Consider the following 15,878-nt stretch of genomic DNA (forward strand, 5'->3'; position numbering starts at 1 on the left):
GCAAGCTCGCTCCTACAGCGGTTTTGGCGTGTTTCAGGGTTCCAGCACGACTTTAAGCGACTTGTCCCCGCGTTCCATAACCGCAAACGCTTCCTTGAAGTCTGCCAGGGCAAATTTGTGGGTCACCACATCGCGCATGTCGATCTTGCGGTTGCCGATAAAGTCGATGGCGCGCGGGTACATGTACGGACCCAGGTGGGAGCCCAGCACGTCCAGTTCCTTGCGGTCGCCGATGATCGACCAGTCCACCGTGGCCTCGTCGTTGAACACGCTGAACTCCACAAAGCGTCCCAGTTTGCGCAGCATCGCCAGGCCCTGGTTCACTGCCTTGTGGTGCCCGGTGGCTTCGATGTAAATGTCGCAACCGTAGCCATCGGTGATTTCGCGAATCTTCGCCATCACGTCGACTTCGGCCGGGTTCCACACTTCATCCGCGCCCATACGCAGGGCGAGGGCGGCGCGCTCGGGTTTCATGTCGAGCACGATGAGTTTTTTCGGGTTGCGCATGCGCACCGCGCCGATGATCCCCAGGCCCAACGTACCGGCGCCGGCCACCACCACGATGTCGTCGAAATCCACATTCGCCCGCTCCGCTGCGTGCAGCGAGCAGGCCAGGGGTTCAATCAGGATGGCTTCGTCCGGGGCAATCGAGTCCGGGACTTTGTGGATGATGCCTTCCTTGGTGAAGATCATGTACTGGGCCATGGCGCCCTGGACGTTGTTCTGGAAACCGTACAGGTCGTGTTTCTGGCACATCCAGTACTGGCCGTGGTTGCAGAAGCGGCAGCCCCAGCACGGTACGATCTGCTCGGAAATCACCCGGTCGCCGACCTTCACCCCACGCTTCTCCGCGCCGGGGCCAAGGGCAACCACGCGGCACACGAATTCGTGGCCGGGAATCATCGGCGGCTTCACGTAGCGCGGCTGCTCGGCGTCGCCCCAGAACGACGGCGCGCCGCGATAAGTCTTGATGTCGCCCATGCAGATGCCGCACAGCTCGACCTTGGTCAGGATCTCGTCGGGCCCGGGCGTCGGCACGTCGACGGTCTCCAGGCGATAGTCTTCCGGGCCATGGCAGACCACGGCCTGCATGGTTTTCGGAATGACGGGTGACAGTTGCTCGGGCGTGCGTTCGGTAACGGTAGACATGACGATAAACCTCACGACAAAAGATGAATTACTGGATGCTGTAGCCGCCGTCGATCACCACGTTTTCGCCGGTGATCATCTGTGCGGCGTCGCTGAGCAGGTACAACGCCAGCCCGGCAATTTCTTCCGGCTGGGCAAAGCGGCCCGCCGGGATCTGCAATTTGGCCCGTTCCCCCAGCTCGCCGGCCCAGGCCTTTTTGCCCAGTGCGGTTTCGACGATGGTCGGGGAGATGGCGTTGACGTTGATGTGGGGCGCCCATTCCATGGCGAGCACCTTGGTCATGCCGACCACGGCGGCCTTGCTGGCGCAGTAGGCGACGTGACGGTCCAGGCCGATCACCGCCGCTTGGGAGGCGAGGTTGACGATGCGCCCGCTGCCCTGGGCCAGCATGTGTTTGGCGCAGGCCTGGGCCACGAAAAAGCTGGCCTTGAGGTTGATGTCGAGGGTGGTGTCCCAGGCGTTTTCGCTGACGTCCAGGGCCTTGTCCAGCAGGGCCACGCCGGCGCTGTTGACCAGGTAATCCAGGCGTTTGAAGTGATTGAATACGTAGTCGACGGTGCTGTGCACCTGGTCGAGTTGGCGCAGGTCCACGGCGATGCCGATGTTCCCGGCACCGAGGCTGGCGGCGACTTCGACCACGGCCGGGTCGCGGTCGAGCAGGGCCACCCGCGCGCCGCGTTCCACCAACAGGCTGGCACAAGCCAGACCGATCCCGGCGGCCCCGCCGGTGATCACGGCGCAGCGGCCGGTGAGGTCGAAGGCTTGATTCCAGAATCCAGACATGAACATGACTCCTCTTGCTGACAATGATCGTTCCCACGCTCTGCGTGGGAATGCCGTCCTGGACGCTCTGCGTCCGCCGTTGTGACGCAGAGCGTCACCGTATGCATTCCCACGCGGAGCGTGGGAACGATCAGTGAGTTACTTGCTGCCGCTCACCTGCTGGTACAGCGCATCCGCATTCGCATTGGTCACCGGCACCCACGGCAGGATGTAGTTCTTGGCGGTGCCGTCACCCCATTTCACATCCTTGCCATAGCGTTCCCAGATCACCGACTGCGGCTTGTAATCCTTGCCGGCCAGCGCCCGCAGCGCCACATCCAGCGCGCCTTGGGATTGCGCCTGGGCGTCTTGCAGGAAGGTGGTCACCTCATCTTTCTTCGCGGCCTGGATCGCATCCGGCATGCCATCGATGGAGGTCACCGGTACCTCCTTGGAGGTCAGCCCATGGGACTTCAATGCCTGCACCGCACCGAGGGCCATGTCATCGTTTTGCGCGATTACCCCGTTGATGCCTTTCGGGTGGGCGTTCAGCCAGTCCTCAGTCAGGGCCAGGGCCTGGGCGCGGTCCCAGTTGGCGGTTTTCTTCTCGATGATCTTGATGTCCGGGTGCTTGCCCAGCACTTCCAGCTCGCCCTTTTCGCGGTCGATCTGTGCCGACTGGCCAATCGGGCCCTGGATGATCACGACGTTGCCGCGGCCCTTGAGCTTGTCGACCATGGCCTGGGCCTGGAGCCGGCCGCCTTCCACGTCGTCGTTGCCGACATAAGGCACGTTGGCGTCGGCCACCTTGGTGTTGGAGGCGATCACCACCACGTCATTGCTCATGGCAGCCTTCACGGTACCGACGCCGGCCTTGGTGTCGATCGGTACAAACAGGATCGCGTCGTAGTGCTGGGTCACCATGTTTTCAATCTGGTTGTTCTGGGTCAGGGCGTCGTAGTTGCCGTCGAACACGGTCAGTTGCACGGTGCCGTCCTTGACCGCCGGGTGCTCCTTCAGCTCACGCACCCAGTTCTGCATGAACTGGCCCTTGAGGCCGTATACCGCGGCGCCGATCTTGTAGGTCTTGCCATCGGCCGCCAGGGCAATGCTGCTGGCGAGCAGGGAGAGTGCCGCGACGGCGGCCAGGGAAATACCAACTTTCATGATGAGAACTCCGCTTATTGTTGTAGGTCGTTCAGTTCGGTTTCGAGGAAAAGCGACTAGCGTTTTTTCTTGCGCCACACATCAATCAATACTGCGAACACGATGATCAGGCCCTTGGCGACCTGCTGGTAATAGGAGGACACGCCGAGCAGGTTCAGGCCGTTGTTGATCACACCGATCAGCAGTGCACCAAACAGCGTGCCGACAATCGTGCCGGTGCCGCCCGACAGGCTGGTGCCGCCGATCACCACCGCGGCAATCGCGTCCAGCTCATAAGAAGTACCGGCCTGGGGCAGGGCGGAGGTGGTGCGTGCCGACAGCACCACACCGGCCAACCCGGCGAGCAGGCCCGAAACCACGTACACCGAAAACATCACCTTGCGCACGCCGATCCCGGAGGTGCGCGCGCTCTTCTCGTTGCCGCCCACCGCGTACACATAGCGGCCGTAGGTGGTGTAGCGCAGCACCATCCAGAAGATCAGCGCGACCACGGCGAAGATCACGATGGGCACGCCAATCGGGCCGATCTTGCCGATACCCAGCGCCAGGTACGCGTCGGGCAGGTCGGTGATCGGGCTGCCGTCGTTGAGGATGAAGGTCATGCCCCGGGCAATGCTCAACATGCCCAGGGTCGCGACAAAGGGCGGGATCGACAGGTTGGCGACCATAAAGCCGTTCACCACCCCGAGCATCGCCCCGGCGAACATCCCGGCGCTGACCGCCGCCAGCACGCCATACCCCTGGGTTGCGACCATGGCGCTGCACAACCCGGCAAACGCCAGGATCGAGCCCACCGACAGGTCGATGCCCTTGGTCAGGATCACGTAGGTCATGCCCACGGCGAGGATCCCGTTGATCGAGGTCTGGCGCAGGATGTCCATCCAGTTGCGCCAGGTCATGAAGTACTCACTGGCGAACGCCATCACCAGGCACAGCAGGATAAACACCAGCGGCAGGCCGAAGCGGTCGAGGGACAAGCGCAGGCGGCTGCGGGGTGCGGTCGTGACGGGGGCGGCTGCAGGTGTAGAAAGTGATTTGGCATTCATGAGGCAAGACTCAACAAGGCTTCCTGGGAAAGGGCGGTATCGCTGCTGATGGTCACCAGCCTTCCGCCTTTGAACACGGCAATACGGTCACTCAGGTGCAGCAATTCCGGGGCTTCGGACGACACCACAATCGCCGCGCCACCGGCGCGCACGAACTGGTCCAGCAGGTGATAGATCTCCTGCTTGGCGCCTTCGTCGATGCCCCGGGTCGGCTCGTCGCACAGCAGGCAGATCGGCTGGGTCGACAGGCATTTGGCGAGCACCACTTTTTGCTGGTTGCCGCCGCTCATGGATTCCACCGGCAGGTCCAGGGAAGTGGTCTTGATCTGCAGACGCTTGACCATGTCCTGGGCCAGCTGGTTTTCCTTGCGCGCGTTAATCAGCGACCAGCTCGACAGCTGCTTGTAGGCCGACAATGCAATGTTCGAGAGGATGCTGCCGCTGAGCACCAGGCCGCTGTCTTTGCGGTCTTCGGTGACCAGCGACATGCCGGCCTGGATCGTTGCCTTGGGCAGGCCGATGGGCATCGGTTTGCCTTGCAGGGTCACGCTGCCGGAGTCCGGGGTGGTCAGGCCGTAGATGCAGTTGAGGAATTCACTGCGGCCCGAGCCCATCAGTCCATAGATGCCCAGGATTTCGCCCTGGCGCAGTTGCAGGCTGATGTCCTGGAACTCGCCGGCGCGGCTCAGACTGTCGACATCCAGGCAGCATTCGGCGGCGCATTCGCGGCCGACCTTGTGGTCAATGCGGGTGAGTTCCTGGCCGACGATGCCGCGCACCAGGTGGGCGCGGTCGATATCCGCCATGCGCCCGGTCTCAACGAAGGCGCCGTCGCGAAAGATGCTGTAGTCGTCGGCAATTTGCGCCAGTTCGCTGAGACGATGCGACACATAGATGATGCCGGCACCACGGGCGGTGAGGCGGCGGATTGCCTTGAACAGGGTTTCGGCCTCGCGCTCACCGATGGCCGAGGTGGGCTCGTCCATGATCATCACCTGGCAGTCGTGGCTGAACGCCTTGGCGATCTCCACCAGCTGGATCTGCGCCACGCTCAAGCGATGCATGGGGCTGGTGGCGTCGACGTCGAACTCCAGGCCTTCCAGCAGTTCGCGAGTGCGCCGGTTGAGCTCCTTGCTGTCGACGATGCAGCCGGCGCGGCGCGGTTCGCGGCCCAGCCAGATGTTTTCGGCGACAGTCATGTAGGGGATGGGTTCCAGTTCCTGGGTGATCATCGCGATCCCCGCCGCCAATGCTTCGCTGGGGCGGTTGAACTGAACGGGTGAGCCATTGAGCAGGATGGTCCCGGCGTCACGTTGGGTGATGCCCATCAGGATACTCAGGAAAGTCGACTTGCCTGCGCCATTGCCGCCGCACAGGGCGTGGACGCTGCCGGCCCGCAGAGAGAGGCGCCCCTCACGCAGGGCAGGGATCCCGGCGTAAGCCTTGGCGACGTGTTCAGCCTGGAGCAGTAATGGCGTGGCCATCGGCGTGTCCTCGTGCTGTGAATTCTTATTAGGTCGCACAGTCATGTTTCGCTGTGATCATATGTGTATCAAATGAAATTCTGATCAGTCAATCTCTTTCACTGAAAAGTTGTAAATGGGCGGATTTGTGCAAAGCACACCGGTTTAGAGGGCTTTGACTGCAAGGTCAGCTAAATCCCGCTTGACAGCGCGCCTGGAATGTTCGAGAAATGACTGGGCGAAATTTCATTGAGTGATCATATGATCATTCGAAAGTACCCAAAACGGCAGCGGAGCCAAACGCCATGAACACACCTTTCCCGGTGGCTATCGGATGCGATGAAGCGGGTTATGAGCTCAAAGAACTGTTGAAACGCCATATCGAGGCGCTGGGTTACCCGGTGACTGACTTCGGTACCCACTCCACGGCGCCGGTGCTGTACCCGGACATCGCCCTGGCGGTGGCCACGGCGATTAATGCCGGTGAGCAGCGGCTGGGGGTGCTGGTGTGCGGCACCGGCATCGGCATGGCCATCTCGGCCAACAAAGTCCTGGGGATTCGTGCAGCCCAGGCCCACGACACCTATTCGGCGGAGCGGGCGCGCAAGAGCAACGATGCGCAGATCCTGTCCATCGGTGCACGGGTGATCGGCGCGGAACTGGCCAAGAGCATCGTCAAGTCGTTCCTGGAGTCGGAGTTCGAAGCTGCGCGTTCCGGGGCCAAGGTCGACCGCATCAACGCGATCGAGCGTGACGGGCATCAGTAGTGGACGGAACGGGGCAAGAGTCGGGAGAATGCGCCTTTGACACCGAAACGGAAGCCCGTGCCCATGAGTGACAGTACCCAGCGCATCGCCAGCGACATCGACCTGATGACCGAAGTGGCGATGCTCTATTACCTTGAGAACGTCACTCAGGAAGCCATCGCCAAGCGCTTCGACCTGTCCCGGGCAAAAGTCAGCCGCCTGCTCAAACGCGCACGGGATGAAGGGATTGTCGAGGTGCGGGTGTTGCAGCACCCGGCGATGAACAATGAGCTGGAACAGGCGCTGGTGGATCGCTTCCAGCTGGACCGCGCGTTGATCGCGGTCGACCACAGCGACCCCGACACCCAGCGTTCGGCGGTTGCGAGCCTGGTGGCCAACTACCTGAACAAAACCCTCAGCGACGGCATGATCGTCGCGGTTGGCATGGGGCGTAACGTCGGTGCGGTGGCCGACAACGTGTTCCTGCCGGTGACCCGCAACTGCACGTTTGTGTGCGCCATCGGCGGTTCGCTCAAGGCGGGCGAATACATGAACCCTGACCACATCTGCCGGCGCCTGGCCCTGCGCTTTGGCGGCGAAAGTGAAAGCCTGTACGCCCCGGCGCTGGTGGCCAATCCGGAACTGCGGGGCGTGCTGATCAGCAACGACACCGTACGTTCCACCCTCGACCGCGCCCGCCGTGCCGACATGGCGTTGATCGGCATCGGCGACATGAGTGAAAACAGCAACATGGTGCGCATGGGTTGGTTCTCACCCCAGGAAATCGCCCAGGCGCGGTTGTCCGGCACGGTGGGCGACATGATGGGCTATGACTTCATCGACATTCATGGCCAGCCGGCGGTCAACGCGATCCAAGGGCGGGTGATCGGGTTGACGGTGCAGGAGCTGTTCCGCATTCCTGATGTGGTGGCGATTGCCAGTGAAAATACCAAAGCGGCGGCGACGTTGGGGGCCTTGCGGTCGGGGGTGATCAACACCCTGGCGACCACGGTGACCAATGCCCATACCATCCTCGCGCTGGATGATGCGACGCGTAAAAGCTGACACCCCGATAGCCCAGCCCCTGAACATCACCTGTGGGAGCTGTCGAGCCTTGGCGAGGCTGCGATGCAGGCGCCTCGGTGTTTCAGTTACACCGCAGTGATGCCATCGCAGCCTCGCCAAGGCTCGACAGCTCCTACGCTGAGTTCGCGTTTCGGCAGCAGATGAGCACCCACCGCCTTGGACAGTAGCCCGCCTTGAAGTACCCATACAAAAGGAATGGAATAAGGGTTATTACCAAACTCGAGTAGCCAAACCTGACGTCTTCGTCGAGGATGAATCGTCGCCTCGTCCCGCTCCCAGCGGGCCGTGGCATAGGGAGCATTACCCAGTCGGAAAAGGAAGATCCGCATGAACGAAGACCAGATCAATGTGCTTTGGAGCTTGTTCGGATTTATCGGCCTGAAGTGGGGCACTGCCGCTGATTGCGGGATGTCGCAGCAGCAGTTTCAACAGGCGCTGCAATGGCAGATGCAACGTGACCCGGCCTACACGGGTTATTACCGAGACACCATTGCCGAATATCAGGCGCTCCTCCGGCAATACGGTCAACCCTCACTCGCCCTCGCGGCACTGATTACTCAAAACCCTTACTCACCCGGCAACCCTTCGGCGGTGGCGAATTTTGTGTTGCTTGAGTTCATGCGCTGGAATATCGCGTTTGGCGGCTTCAAGACGTTCGGCTACATGAACTACAACGGCTGGATGGGCGGTGGCTCGTTCCTGCAACAGCCGCCGCCTTATCGCGCGCTCAACATCCCGGTGCAGAACCTGCCGGTAGGAGGCGACCATGGCCAAGGTGCGTAACGAATCAGCCAATATCGTTATCGTCGGCTCCGGCGTGGCCGGCAGCCTGATGGCGAGCCTGTGTGCAAGCCTCGACGGCGTCGTCATCCTGGAAACCGGGCCGAGCATTCCCATGGCGGATCCCGGCTGGTGGTTTCACCACGTGGCGCGGGGCGGCGGTACCGCCAATACCCCCTACGCGGCTTATTACGATCAGGCTGCGGACTTTGATGCGATCGGCGCCAACCCCTGGAACATCCAGGGTGGCAGGATCTTTGGCGCCGGCGGCACCATGCTGCATTGGGGCGGATGGGTGCCGCGCTTTAAGCCTGAAGACTTCGCGCTGCACACCAACACCGGGCAAGGGATCGATTGGCCCTTCGGCTACAACCAATTGGAGCCCTTCTACAATCAGGCCGAGCAGTATCTGGGCGCCAGCGGTGACTCCAGTGACAACAACCCGCCCCGCAGCCAACCCTATCCTTACGGCGCTGCGCCCTATCCGATCTCGGCGGGGCCTTTCATCCAGGCGTTCCGTCAATTGAATATCGACTATGGTCATTTGCCGGTGGCGCGCTACGGGCAGGCGAATGATAAGGGTGGACCTTGCCGCACCACCGGCACCTGCGACTACTGTCCGGTCGCCGGTCGCTTCACCGGTGATCAGCCGCTGGCCCTGCTTGCCGGCAACCCCAATGTGAGCCTGCGCCTGGGAGCGGCAGTCACGGCGATCCGCATGCTCAGCAAGCAACAGGTGGCGGGCGTTACCTACACCGACCTGGCTTCGGGTGACACCGTGGAGCTGGATGCCCAAAACGTGATTCTGTGCAACGGTGCTTTCGAGATTCCCAAGTTGCTCCAGGCGTCCACGTCGAATTTTTGGCCCAACGGCATCGGCAATGACAACGACCTGGTTGGCCGTTTTGTCAGTGCAACTCAATTTTTCTATGCCTCGGGCACCGCGCCTAATCCACAGGCATTCGAGGAGGAGCTGGGTTTTCCCAGTCTGTATTCGCGCACGTACGATTCACCTGAATGCCAGAAGTGCGGCAAGTTTTTCATCTCGATGAACTATGAAAAGCCCTACATCGACCTGGGCCTGCTGATGGCCCAGGGGCAAAGCATCAGTCAGATTCAGGCGGCTTGCACCGCGCCTGCGACGTTTCAGCTGTATGGCAACTTGTCGGCGATCCCGCAATACAACAACCGGGTCACCTGCGCACCGGGCACTACGCGTTTCGGCTTGCCGCGCACCCTGATCAATACCCCCGACCCGCTGTTCAATCCCGCGGCGGCGCAGAAGTACGTGGGCATTCTTGAAAACGTCCTATTGAAAATGGGGTGCAGCGGTGTGAATTCGGGCACCTACCCGCAGCGGGGCGATCATGTGGCGTGCACCACCCGTATGGCCAACAGTGCGAGCGACGGCGTGGTCAGTCCCGAGTTGCAGGTGTTTGGCGTCGATAACCTGTATGTCGTCAGCAACAGCGTCATGCCCACACTACCCGCCGCCAACCCGACACTGACCCTGGTGGCCTTGGTGATGAGGGCAATGGGCAGCGATACCGCACTGGCGCGACTGACAAAAAAAGCTGCGCCCCCAACGGCTTGACAGACAGGAGTCTGAGCATGACCGGATCATTGAATTTTCACGTCATCATTCCTGACAACAGCGCGCAACAAGGCAAGAACTTCTACGCCGCGCTGTTCCCCGAATGGCACTTTCGGCATCAGCCGCCGAATGTTTTCTGGGAGATAACCGGGGCGGACGGGCAGACGCCGCAGACGGCCTACCTGGCGATCATGTCGGGCCCTGGCGCGCCCGGCAGCCCGGTGCAGTACTACACCGTCACAGGCATCGACGCTTATCTGCAAAAAGCGATTTCCCTGGGTGCACCCGTGGTGGTCGGTAAAACACCGGTACCGGGCGTGGGCTATTTCGCCGAGTTGCGCGACCCGCTGGGCAATGCCTTCGGCTTCTGGGAAAACGACCCCAGCGTGGGCTAGTGCTTTCCATCCCTGTCAGCAAGGAGCTTGATCATGTGGCAGTTCCAGAGCATCGAAAACCCGTCCGGCGCGTCGTTGTGGTTCAGCGATGGTGAGCCGCTGGAGGTGCCTCGCGGCGGCAAAGGCGTGTCCAGTCGCTTGATCGTGGAGGGCCAGGGCTTCCTTGACGTGACGGATTTCCAGAATGGCTTTCCCAATGGGCCGGTCATGGACATGGTCAATCTCAATGGCCAGGTATTCAACTACACCCCCAACCCCAGCGTGGACCTCACGCTGAGCTTGCCCGGCAATGGAACCTTCAGCGCTACCCAGGCCAGCAAGGGCATCACGTTGTCCGGCCAGTTGAAGCCTTTGCCGGTGATTTCTGCGGCTGACGTCAATGACTTCAATCAAATGATCGAGGACAACTACGTTCCCTACCAGAACATCCCCGATGCGCCCGGTAAAACCACTGCGCAGATTGCCGCGTTGGGGCTGCAGTTGTTCCCGTTCACGCCCTACAGCTTTCAACTCGCGATGGCGGTGTATGACTGGACGACAGCCTCGTTTACCCGCGTGGTCCTGATGAAGATATTTGAGTACACCAGCCTCGGCTCGGCGCCTTATCCCCTCGATCAGGCAAGCATTGCTGCGGCGATCTGGGAGTCCAACTGGGGCACCTATACGCCACAAAATGTGGACTACATGAACTCATTCATGATGGTGCCGGCCAATTCGCTGCAAAACGTCCAGAACCAGTTAGCGCAGGTGGCGCCGGCCTTGCAGACCTTCAGTGACGTCGAGAACCGCCTGCTGTGCGCGGCGTTCCAGTCCTTGCCACGCACCAGCATTGTCAGTGAGCCCCAGTTGTTCAGCGGGCAAGTGGATATTTCCCAATTGGGCACCGAGCATTTCGGCATCGAATTCCTGCAATGCCCACTCAACGATGGCCCTGTGGGCACACCTTTGCAGATTCCGCTGGAGGTTGCGCTGGACACGTATATCCAGGTCGGCCAGGTCATTACCAGCAAGATGGTCTGGAGCTTCGGCAGTTCGCTGGAGGAAGCGATGCAGTACCAGAACGGTATCGTCCTGACGGCCAATCCGCCCAACGACGCCTGGGTGTGGGACACGGTCAGCTACATCACGGCACTGTCGGATGACCCGAATAAAATTGAGTACACCTTTGCCCCGGGCAGTTCTTTCGAGGTGCTGGCCGTGGCGCAAACCACCGTACAGGGCAAGCAGGTCTGGAGCATTACCTTGCAGCCGCTGGTTTGAAGCGGGGGCAGGGCTGCAACGACCTTGCGCTAGACCAAGCAAGATCAACTGTGGGAGCTGTCGAGCCCTGGCGAGGCTGCGATGGCATCACTGCGGTACGACTGGAGTACCGAGTTGCCTGTATCGCGGGCAAGCCCGGCTCCCACAGTTGACTGGCTCAAGGCTTCCACACCTGCACATCCTGCGCATCCACCGCCTTGGGCAACAAACCCGCCTTGAAGAACGCATCCGCAATCTTCTGCTGTTCACCCAACTGATCCAGCGTCACAGGCTGCACCTGATAACTGCGATGGGCGTTGGCCGCCTCGACAGTTGCCACATCCAGATTGCCCCACAACGGGCCCAACACGTTCGCCGCATCACTTGGGTGGCTTTTCACCCACTCGCCAGCCTGGTGCAATTGCTCGTACACCAGTTTCAACACCTCTGGATGCGCCTTGGCATAGGGCGTGCCCGTCAGGTAGTAGCGCTTGTAGCTGGCAAGCCCGGTACCGTCCGCGAGGGTGCGGGTGGGCAGTTGGCGCTGCACGCTGCTGAGGAAGGGTTCCCAGGTGACCCACGCATCAACCTTGTTGTTCTCAAACGCCGCACGACCGTCGGAGGGCGTCAGGTACGCCGGCTCGATATCGGAGAAGGCCAGGCCTGCCTTGTTCAGGGCGGCGATCAGCAGGTAGTGAGTACCGGCAGCCTTGGTCACCGCGATTTTCTTGCCTTTCAAGTCCGCCAGTTGCTGGATCGGCGAGTCCTGGCGCACCACGATCGCCTGGGCTTGGGGCGAGGGCGCTTCCTGGGCGAAGTAGGTGAGCTTGGCCTGGGCGGCCTGGGCGAAGATCGGCACGGTGTCGGCCACGTCAGCGCTGATGTCGACGTTGCCGACGTTCAGCGCTTCCAGCAGTGGCAGGCCACTGGGGAACTCGTGCCAGGTGACGTCGATGCCATCGGCCTTGAGGGCTTTTTCCAGGGTGCCCTGGGTTTTCAGCAAGGTGATCAGGGTCGAGGATTTCTGGTAACCGATGCGCACGGTTTCCTGGGCTTGAGTGCTTAGGGCAGTGCAGAGGCCCAGTGTGGCCAAGCCAGTGATGAAAAGACGATGGAGCGAAAACAGGGGCATGGTGTGCTCGACTCTTAATGGATTAAGGTCAGCTTATTGTTCTAAAAAATATTCGATAAATAATTTTTCGGTCTTAGCTTAGGGCTTTATCGGATGCGTCGTTCGCGGCCTTTCAGCGTCAGGATGAAGGAGGGCGGTATGCAGTTGTATGTTGTTCGTCACGGCGAAACGGATGCCAATGCCGAAGGGCGTTACCAGGGCTCGCTGGACATTGATCTCAACGAACGGGGCGTGCTGCAGGCGCGGGAAGCGTTTCGTGAGCGCGGCGTGGGGGTAGTCGCCAAGGCGATCCGCGCATTGGTTCGCGATGATTTTTCAGACTTTTTCGACTGGCAGTTGCGCAATGGAGAGGTGCTGACACTGGAAGTCGACTCTATTCATTGTGGTGAGTGGACAAGTCCCCTCACCACAATGAATGGCACTTGGGCAACGACCCCGCCCTGCAAACACCTGATGATTCAAGCCAGTACCAATTCAAAGCGTCCCGCAGGAGAAGAACCTTTGAAACTAACCCTCAGTTCATGGTCATTGCCATACACATCCACTGCCTTCACCACGCACGGACCGTTTTGATTGATCGCGCTCTGACTGTCGTAAGGGATGTTATTGGAACCCTGCAACACAATAGTCAAATGACCTGCTTTTGGGTTTTTCGCCTGTTCGACCGGCTTGAAAAAATCGCCCAGCTTAATCGCGGGGTTGTAGTGGAACGTGGCTTCATTTGGCGGCGCATAGCCCACATTCGAGGCCTGAGTTACAGAAGAGTTTCTGTCGCTCCACTGGATCATGCCTGCCGGCACCATATGGCCAGACACAAACCGCACCACGGGTTGCTGCACGTTGGCTCCCGCCAGGGCGTACTCCCAGGTGAAAATATCCGACGCACCATCTCCCGCCGTCAAGGTGCGTTCGAATGTGTAGTTGCCAGGCGCCTGGAAGGTCGGGATCTCGGCGGTGCGCACTTCGACATTGCCGTTGAAACCAGGCTCGGTGCCATCGGTAACGTACTCGTACTGACCTTCATCGGTATAGCGTGTAATGCCAACGTACAGCGTTTCAGGGCGTTGGCCCAGATCGAGCTTGCCCGCCGAGACATAAAAGCCAGGGGTGTACACCTCAGAGGGGGAGGCTGCCTGTTCGCGCTTTTGAGTGCCTGGATACTCAAGGTAAGCATTGCGCGTATGACTGAAAAACCACGGCAAACTCGCCTCGCGCCCCTCAGGTAGCGGAGAGAATCTGCCAAGGCGATCACGCACCATAAGCCGCACGCTGGCACGCTCTTCGGGCTTCAAGGGATGCCTGGATCGTGATTCAACCAGCACCGTCACTTCGACCTGCTGGCGTCCATTGGGATAAACCCGATTGGATGGGGAGGTGACGAAAGGGGTCAGTTCGAGCAGCCAGTCGTCAAGCCTCGGTTTGGATGTATGAGTACTCATAAGAACTCCTTGGTAAATGCTGCGAAGGGCCGGCGCCTCTTGGACCTATTTGCCAACTCATTCAAAGCTCAATTCATACTTCCATGGGTCGAGGTTGGGCCTGGGGGAGGTCAGCGTGACGGCCAATCTTATGGGGTTGCCGTACACGTCGGTGGCGCCGCTGTAATGGCTGGTTTGCCGAGCTGGAAATAATTCGTTGTACTGTGAAAACGCCCCTACTGCCACTGCAATGGAGCCTGCTCGCTCCGCGCGGATAGTCGACAAGGCTTGGTTCAGTGCCTGTCCCAGACGATTAGTGTTAGGTATATCCTTCTTCGCCACCGTACTTCCCGCGTCACCAAATGCAGTTGCCTTGTTGTAGTGCAGAGACGAATCATCCTTGCTCCCTGATGTTGTTGGATGAATGTTGATGGCGGTCGACGTTCCGGGGTAACGCAAGCTGACGTAATAATTGTTTACCTTGGTGGTGTAGCCCCCAATCTGGCCGCTGAAGACTTCGAGGGGGCCGCTGATTATCAGGCCTCCGTTGCGAGTTGCATATTGTGGCGGCTGTACTGAGCGCAAGATGAAGCTGCTTTTGAATTCGCCATTTAGTCCGTCTCCGCCGTACGGAACATCACTGCGGGTACTATTAGTTGTATAGGTTGTATTGCCAATTACGACTTGGGCCGCGAATTGATTGGTCGTTCCCTCGGGAATGCCGGTGTAGCTGATATAACGTCGGAATGTTTGGAGGTTTTTGGGCGCTTTAGCAGACACTGCAGCTGAGTGCTTCTCCGCAGACGCTTTTTTTGAGTGCTCCTCTTTGGTTTGCGGAATGGTGTTTTCGGGGAACGGAAGAATTCCGTGGGGCGCAGGCGTCTTATTGCTAACCCAAGTGCCTGTAGCCTGTCTATGAGGAACAGCATTCACCTTAGTCAAATCATCGGGAAACTCTACAACTTCACCGTTTCTATTGCGTGCTTGCAGGGTAATCAGCACCACGCATTTTTGAATCCCATTGGAAAACACTCGAGCCTGTGCGTTTTGCTGGGATTGAAAGGCTTCGGTCTCTATTAGCAAATAACTGATGCTGGCAGGGACTGTGTCATTAGGCTTTTTCATATCGATAACCTCGTTCACGGTTTCCATGTTGGTTAAGTGATCACACCAGGTATGCCCGTTGTACTCGTGACATCGATTTCTCGAACCTGTTAGAAATAACAGTTCCGACAGACGGCTATAACCCGCCTGCTCAGGGACTACATGGAGAATAAACCGTTCGTCGGTACTGTTATTTTTCACAGGTGACGGATGGCCTATGTAGGGAACAGCATCAAGTCGACTATCAACGCCGCTCGTACGCAGAGGATGCACAGATGAAACTTCTAAGAATGCTATTGGTGATGCTGACGGGGTTCGTGATTATGTGCAGTGTGCAAGCCTCTGAGAAGAAAGATGATCCGAGTGTTGTACCATTACTGTACCTTTATAATCGTCAGGGAGAAACTAGTTTTAACTGTAGCTTTGCGTTAACGCCGGGCAATCACGAACTAAAAAGAATGCCAGGCTGTTCTAATGACAACGCCTATTACTTTAAGTTGGAGCGCCCCGTAGACGGAATGATGATACTGATAACCGATGATCCCGAGTGCTTGCAAGCAAAGGAACCTTGGGCATTTTATATGATTATTGATCCTGAATATGGTTCAACCTCACCTCTTTTAAGGGTAGATGCCGCGTTCAATGTGCCACAGCGAGTAGAAATTGCAAATGGGATATATGCGATGGAGGCTGACACTAAAGGTGGAAAAGCGTTGGCAGGAAAAGTGTCGTGCGTGTGGAGTGCAAATTGACATAATTAAGTTAACTGACGGTGCTGTTGCGTATTTTAATTATC

Annotated in this window: 16 protein-coding genes; 8 read left to right on the forward strand and 8 right to left on the reverse strand. The window is 59.2% G+C overall.

Annotated features, from left to right (window positions below; translation table 11 throughout):
• Window positions 1-33: 33 nt before the first annotated feature.
• The 5 genes from ACUN0G_RS26620 to ACUN0G_RS26640 form a co-directional block, all read right to left on the reverse strand.
• Window positions 34-1,149 carry an MDR/zinc-dependent alcohol dehydrogenase-like family protein gene (locus ACUN0G_RS26620; protein ID WP_063031068.1) on the reverse strand — a complete coding sequence of 372 codons (1,116 nt, stop codon included), beginning with the start codon at window positions 1,147-1,149 and terminating at the stop codon, window positions 34-36.
• Between the two features lie 28 nt (window positions 1,150-1,177).
• On the reverse strand, window positions 1,178-1,933 hold the full coding sequence (locus ACUN0G_RS26625) for an SDR family oxidoreductase (protein WP_445574751.1): 756 nt from the start codon (window positions 1,931-1,933) through the stop codon (window positions 1,178-1,180).
• A 138-nt stretch (window positions 1,934-2,071) separates the two neighbouring features.
• Window positions 2,072-3,079, reverse strand: a complete 1,008-nt coding sequence (locus ACUN0G_RS26630; protein ID WP_445574752.1) for a substrate-binding domain-containing protein — start codon at window positions 3,077-3,079, stop codon at window positions 2,072-2,074.
• Between the two features lie 56 nt (window positions 3,080-3,135).
• A complete protein-coding gene (locus tag ACUN0G_RS26635; protein WP_003215711.1) occupies window positions 3,136-4,125 on the reverse strand; it encodes an ABC transporter permease in 990 nt (329 codons plus the stop codon).
• Window positions 4,122-5,609, reverse strand: a complete 1,488-nt coding sequence (locus ACUN0G_RS26640; RefSeq protein WP_003215714.1) for a sugar ABC transporter ATP-binding protein — start codon at window positions 5,607-5,609, stop codon at window positions 4,122-4,124. The genes ACUN0G_RS26635 and ACUN0G_RS26640 overlap by 4 nt, the downstream gene beginning before the upstream one ends.
• Window positions 5,610-5,893: 284 nt before the next feature.
• Between ACUN0G_RS26640 and rpiB the strand changes: the two genes are divergently transcribed.
• The 6 genes from rpiB to ACUN0G_RS26670 all read left to right on the forward strand — a co-directional run bounded on the left by rpiB (window position 5,894) and on the right by ACUN0G_RS26670 (window position 11,449).
• Window positions 5,894-6,355: a ribose 5-phosphate isomerase B gene (gene rpiB / locus ACUN0G_RS26645; protein WP_003215716.1), complete on the forward strand. Its 462-nt coding sequence runs from the start codon at window positions 5,894-5,896 to the stop codon at window positions 6,353-6,355.
• Window positions 6,356-6,418: 63 nt separating this feature from the next.
• On the forward strand, window positions 6,419-7,399 hold the full coding sequence (locus tag ACUN0G_RS26650; RefSeq protein ID WP_017479041.1) for a sugar-binding transcriptional regulator: 981 nt from the start codon (window positions 6,419-6,421) through the stop codon (window positions 7,397-7,399).
• A 348-nt stretch (window positions 7,400-7,747) separates the two neighbouring features.
• Window positions 7,748-8,203 (forward strand): hypothetical protein, encoded by a 456-nt coding sequence (locus tag ACUN0G_RS26655; protein WP_421522904.1) that lies wholly within the window; start codon window positions 7,748-7,750, stop codon window positions 8,201-8,203.
• Window positions 8,187-9,794 (forward strand): GMC oxidoreductase, encoded by a 1,608-nt coding sequence (locus ACUN0G_RS26660; protein ID WP_445574753.1) that lies wholly within the window; start codon window positions 8,187-8,189, stop codon window positions 9,792-9,794. Before ACUN0G_RS26655 ends, ACUN0G_RS26660 begins: the two co-directional genes overlap by 17 nt.
• A gap of 17 nt (window positions 9,795-9,811) precedes the next feature.
• Complete coding sequence (locus ACUN0G_RS26665) at window positions 9,812-10,189, forward strand: VOC family protein (protein ID WP_445574754.1); 378 nt, start codon at window positions 9,812-9,814, stop codon at window positions 10,187-10,189.
• Window positions 10,190-10,222: 33 nt separating this feature from the next.
• Entirely contained in the window at window positions 10,223-11,449 is a 1,227-nt protein-coding gene (locus ACUN0G_RS26670; protein ID WP_445574755.1) for a hypothetical protein, read from the forward strand.
• A 157-nt stretch (window positions 11,450-11,606) separates the two neighbouring features.
• Here the strand turns inward: ACUN0G_RS26670 and ACUN0G_RS26675 are convergent, their stop codons facing one another.
• Window positions 11,607-12,560 carry an aliphatic sulfonate ABC transporter substrate-binding protein gene (locus ACUN0G_RS26675; protein ID WP_445574756.1) on the reverse strand — a complete coding sequence of 318 codons (954 nt, stop codon included), beginning with the start codon at window positions 12,558-12,560 and terminating at the stop codon, window positions 11,607-11,609.
• Window positions 12,561-12,698: 138 nt separating this feature from the next.
• Here ACUN0G_RS26675 and ACUN0G_RS26680 point away from each other — a divergent pair, with 138 nt between their 5' ends.
• Complete coding sequence (locus ACUN0G_RS26680) at window positions 12,699-13,133, forward strand: histidine phosphatase family protein (RefSeq protein WP_445574757.1); 435 nt, start codon at window positions 12,699-12,701, stop codon at window positions 13,131-13,133.
• On the opposite strand, the gene ACUN0G_RS26685 is transcribed toward ACUN0G_RS26680, so the two are convergent.
• Together ACUN0G_RS26685 and ACUN0G_RS26690 are read right to left on the reverse strand one after the other, a co-directional pair.
• Window positions 13,019-13,999 (reverse strand): hypothetical protein, encoded by a 981-nt coding sequence (locus tag ACUN0G_RS26685; RefSeq protein ID WP_445574758.1) that lies wholly within the window; start codon window positions 13,997-13,999, stop codon window positions 13,019-13,021. The two genes, ACUN0G_RS26680 and ACUN0G_RS26685, sit on opposite strands and share 115 nt — an antisense overlap.
• Before the next feature lie 57 nt (window positions 14,000-14,056).
• Window positions 14,057-15,283: a hypothetical protein gene (locus tag ACUN0G_RS26690; RefSeq protein WP_445574759.1), complete on the reverse strand. Its 1,227-nt coding sequence runs from the start codon at window positions 15,281-15,283 to the stop codon at window positions 14,057-14,059.
• 74 nt (window positions 15,284-15,357) lie between these two features.
• On the opposite strand from ACUN0G_RS26690, the gene ACUN0G_RS26695 reads away from it, so the two are divergent.
• Window positions 15,358-15,834: a hypothetical protein gene (locus tag ACUN0G_RS26695; protein ID WP_445574760.1), complete on the forward strand. Its 477-nt coding sequence runs from the start codon at window positions 15,358-15,360 to the stop codon at window positions 15,832-15,834.
• Window positions 15,835-15,878 lie beyond the last annotated feature (44 nt).

The sequence above is a fragment of the Pseudomonas sp. 32A genome, from assembly GCF_052682255.1.

Coding starts and splice junctions, on each gene's coding strand:
- ACUN0G_RS26650 (WP_017479041.1), top strand. CDS start 6,419: ATGAGTGACAGTACCCAGCGCATCGCCAGCGACATCGACCTGATGACC.
- ACUN0G_RS26640 (WP_003215714.1), bottom strand. CDS start 5,609: ATGGCCACGCCATTACTGCTCCAGGCTGAACACGTCGCCAAGGCTTAC.
- ACUN0G_RS26625 (WP_445574751.1), bottom strand. CDS start 1,933: ATGTCTGGATTCTGGAATCAAGCCTTCGACCTCACCGGCCGCTGCGCC.
- ACUN0G_RS26680 (WP_445574757.1), top strand. CDS start 12,699: ATGCAGTTGTATGTTGTTCGTCACGGCGAAACGGATGCCAATGCCGAA.
- ACUN0G_RS26670 (WP_445574755.1), top strand. CDS start 10,223: ATGTGGCAGTTCCAGAGCATCGAAAACCCGTCCGGCGCGTCGTTGTGG.
- ACUN0G_RS26655 (WP_421522904.1), top strand. CDS start 7,748: ATGAACGAAGACCAGATCAATGTGCTTTGGAGCTTGTTCGGATTTATC.
- ACUN0G_RS26630 (WP_445574752.1), bottom strand. CDS start 3,079: ATGAAAGTTGGTATTTCCCTGGCCGCCGTCGCGGCACTCTCCCTGCTC.
- ACUN0G_RS26695 (WP_445574760.1), top strand. CDS start 15,358: ATGAAACTTCTAAGAATGCTATTGGTGATGCTGACGGGGTTCGTGATT.
- rpiB (WP_003215716.1), top strand. CDS start 5,894: ATGAACACACCTTTCCCGGTGGCTATCGGATGCGATGAAGCGGGTTAT.
- ACUN0G_RS26660 (WP_445574753.1), top strand. CDS start 8,187: ATGGCCAAGGTGCGTAACGAATCAGCCAATATCGTTATCGTCGGCTCC.
- ACUN0G_RS26665 (WP_445574754.1), top strand. CDS start 9,812: ATGACCGGATCATTGAATTTTCACGTCATCATTCCTGACAACAGCGCG.
- ACUN0G_RS26620 (WP_063031068.1), bottom strand. CDS start 1,149: ATGTCTACCGTTACCGAACGCACGCCCGAGCAACTGTCACCCGTCATT.
- ACUN0G_RS26685 (WP_445574758.1), bottom strand. CDS start 13,999: ATGAGTACTCATACATCCAAACCGAGGCTTGACGACTGGCTGCTCGAA.
- ACUN0G_RS26635 (WP_003215711.1), bottom strand. CDS start 4,125: ATGAATGCCAAATCACTTTCTACACCTGCAGCCGCCCCCGTCACGACC.
- ACUN0G_RS26675 (WP_445574756.1), bottom strand. CDS start 12,560: ATGCCCCTGTTTTCGCTCCATCGTCTTTTCATCACTGGCTTGGCCACA.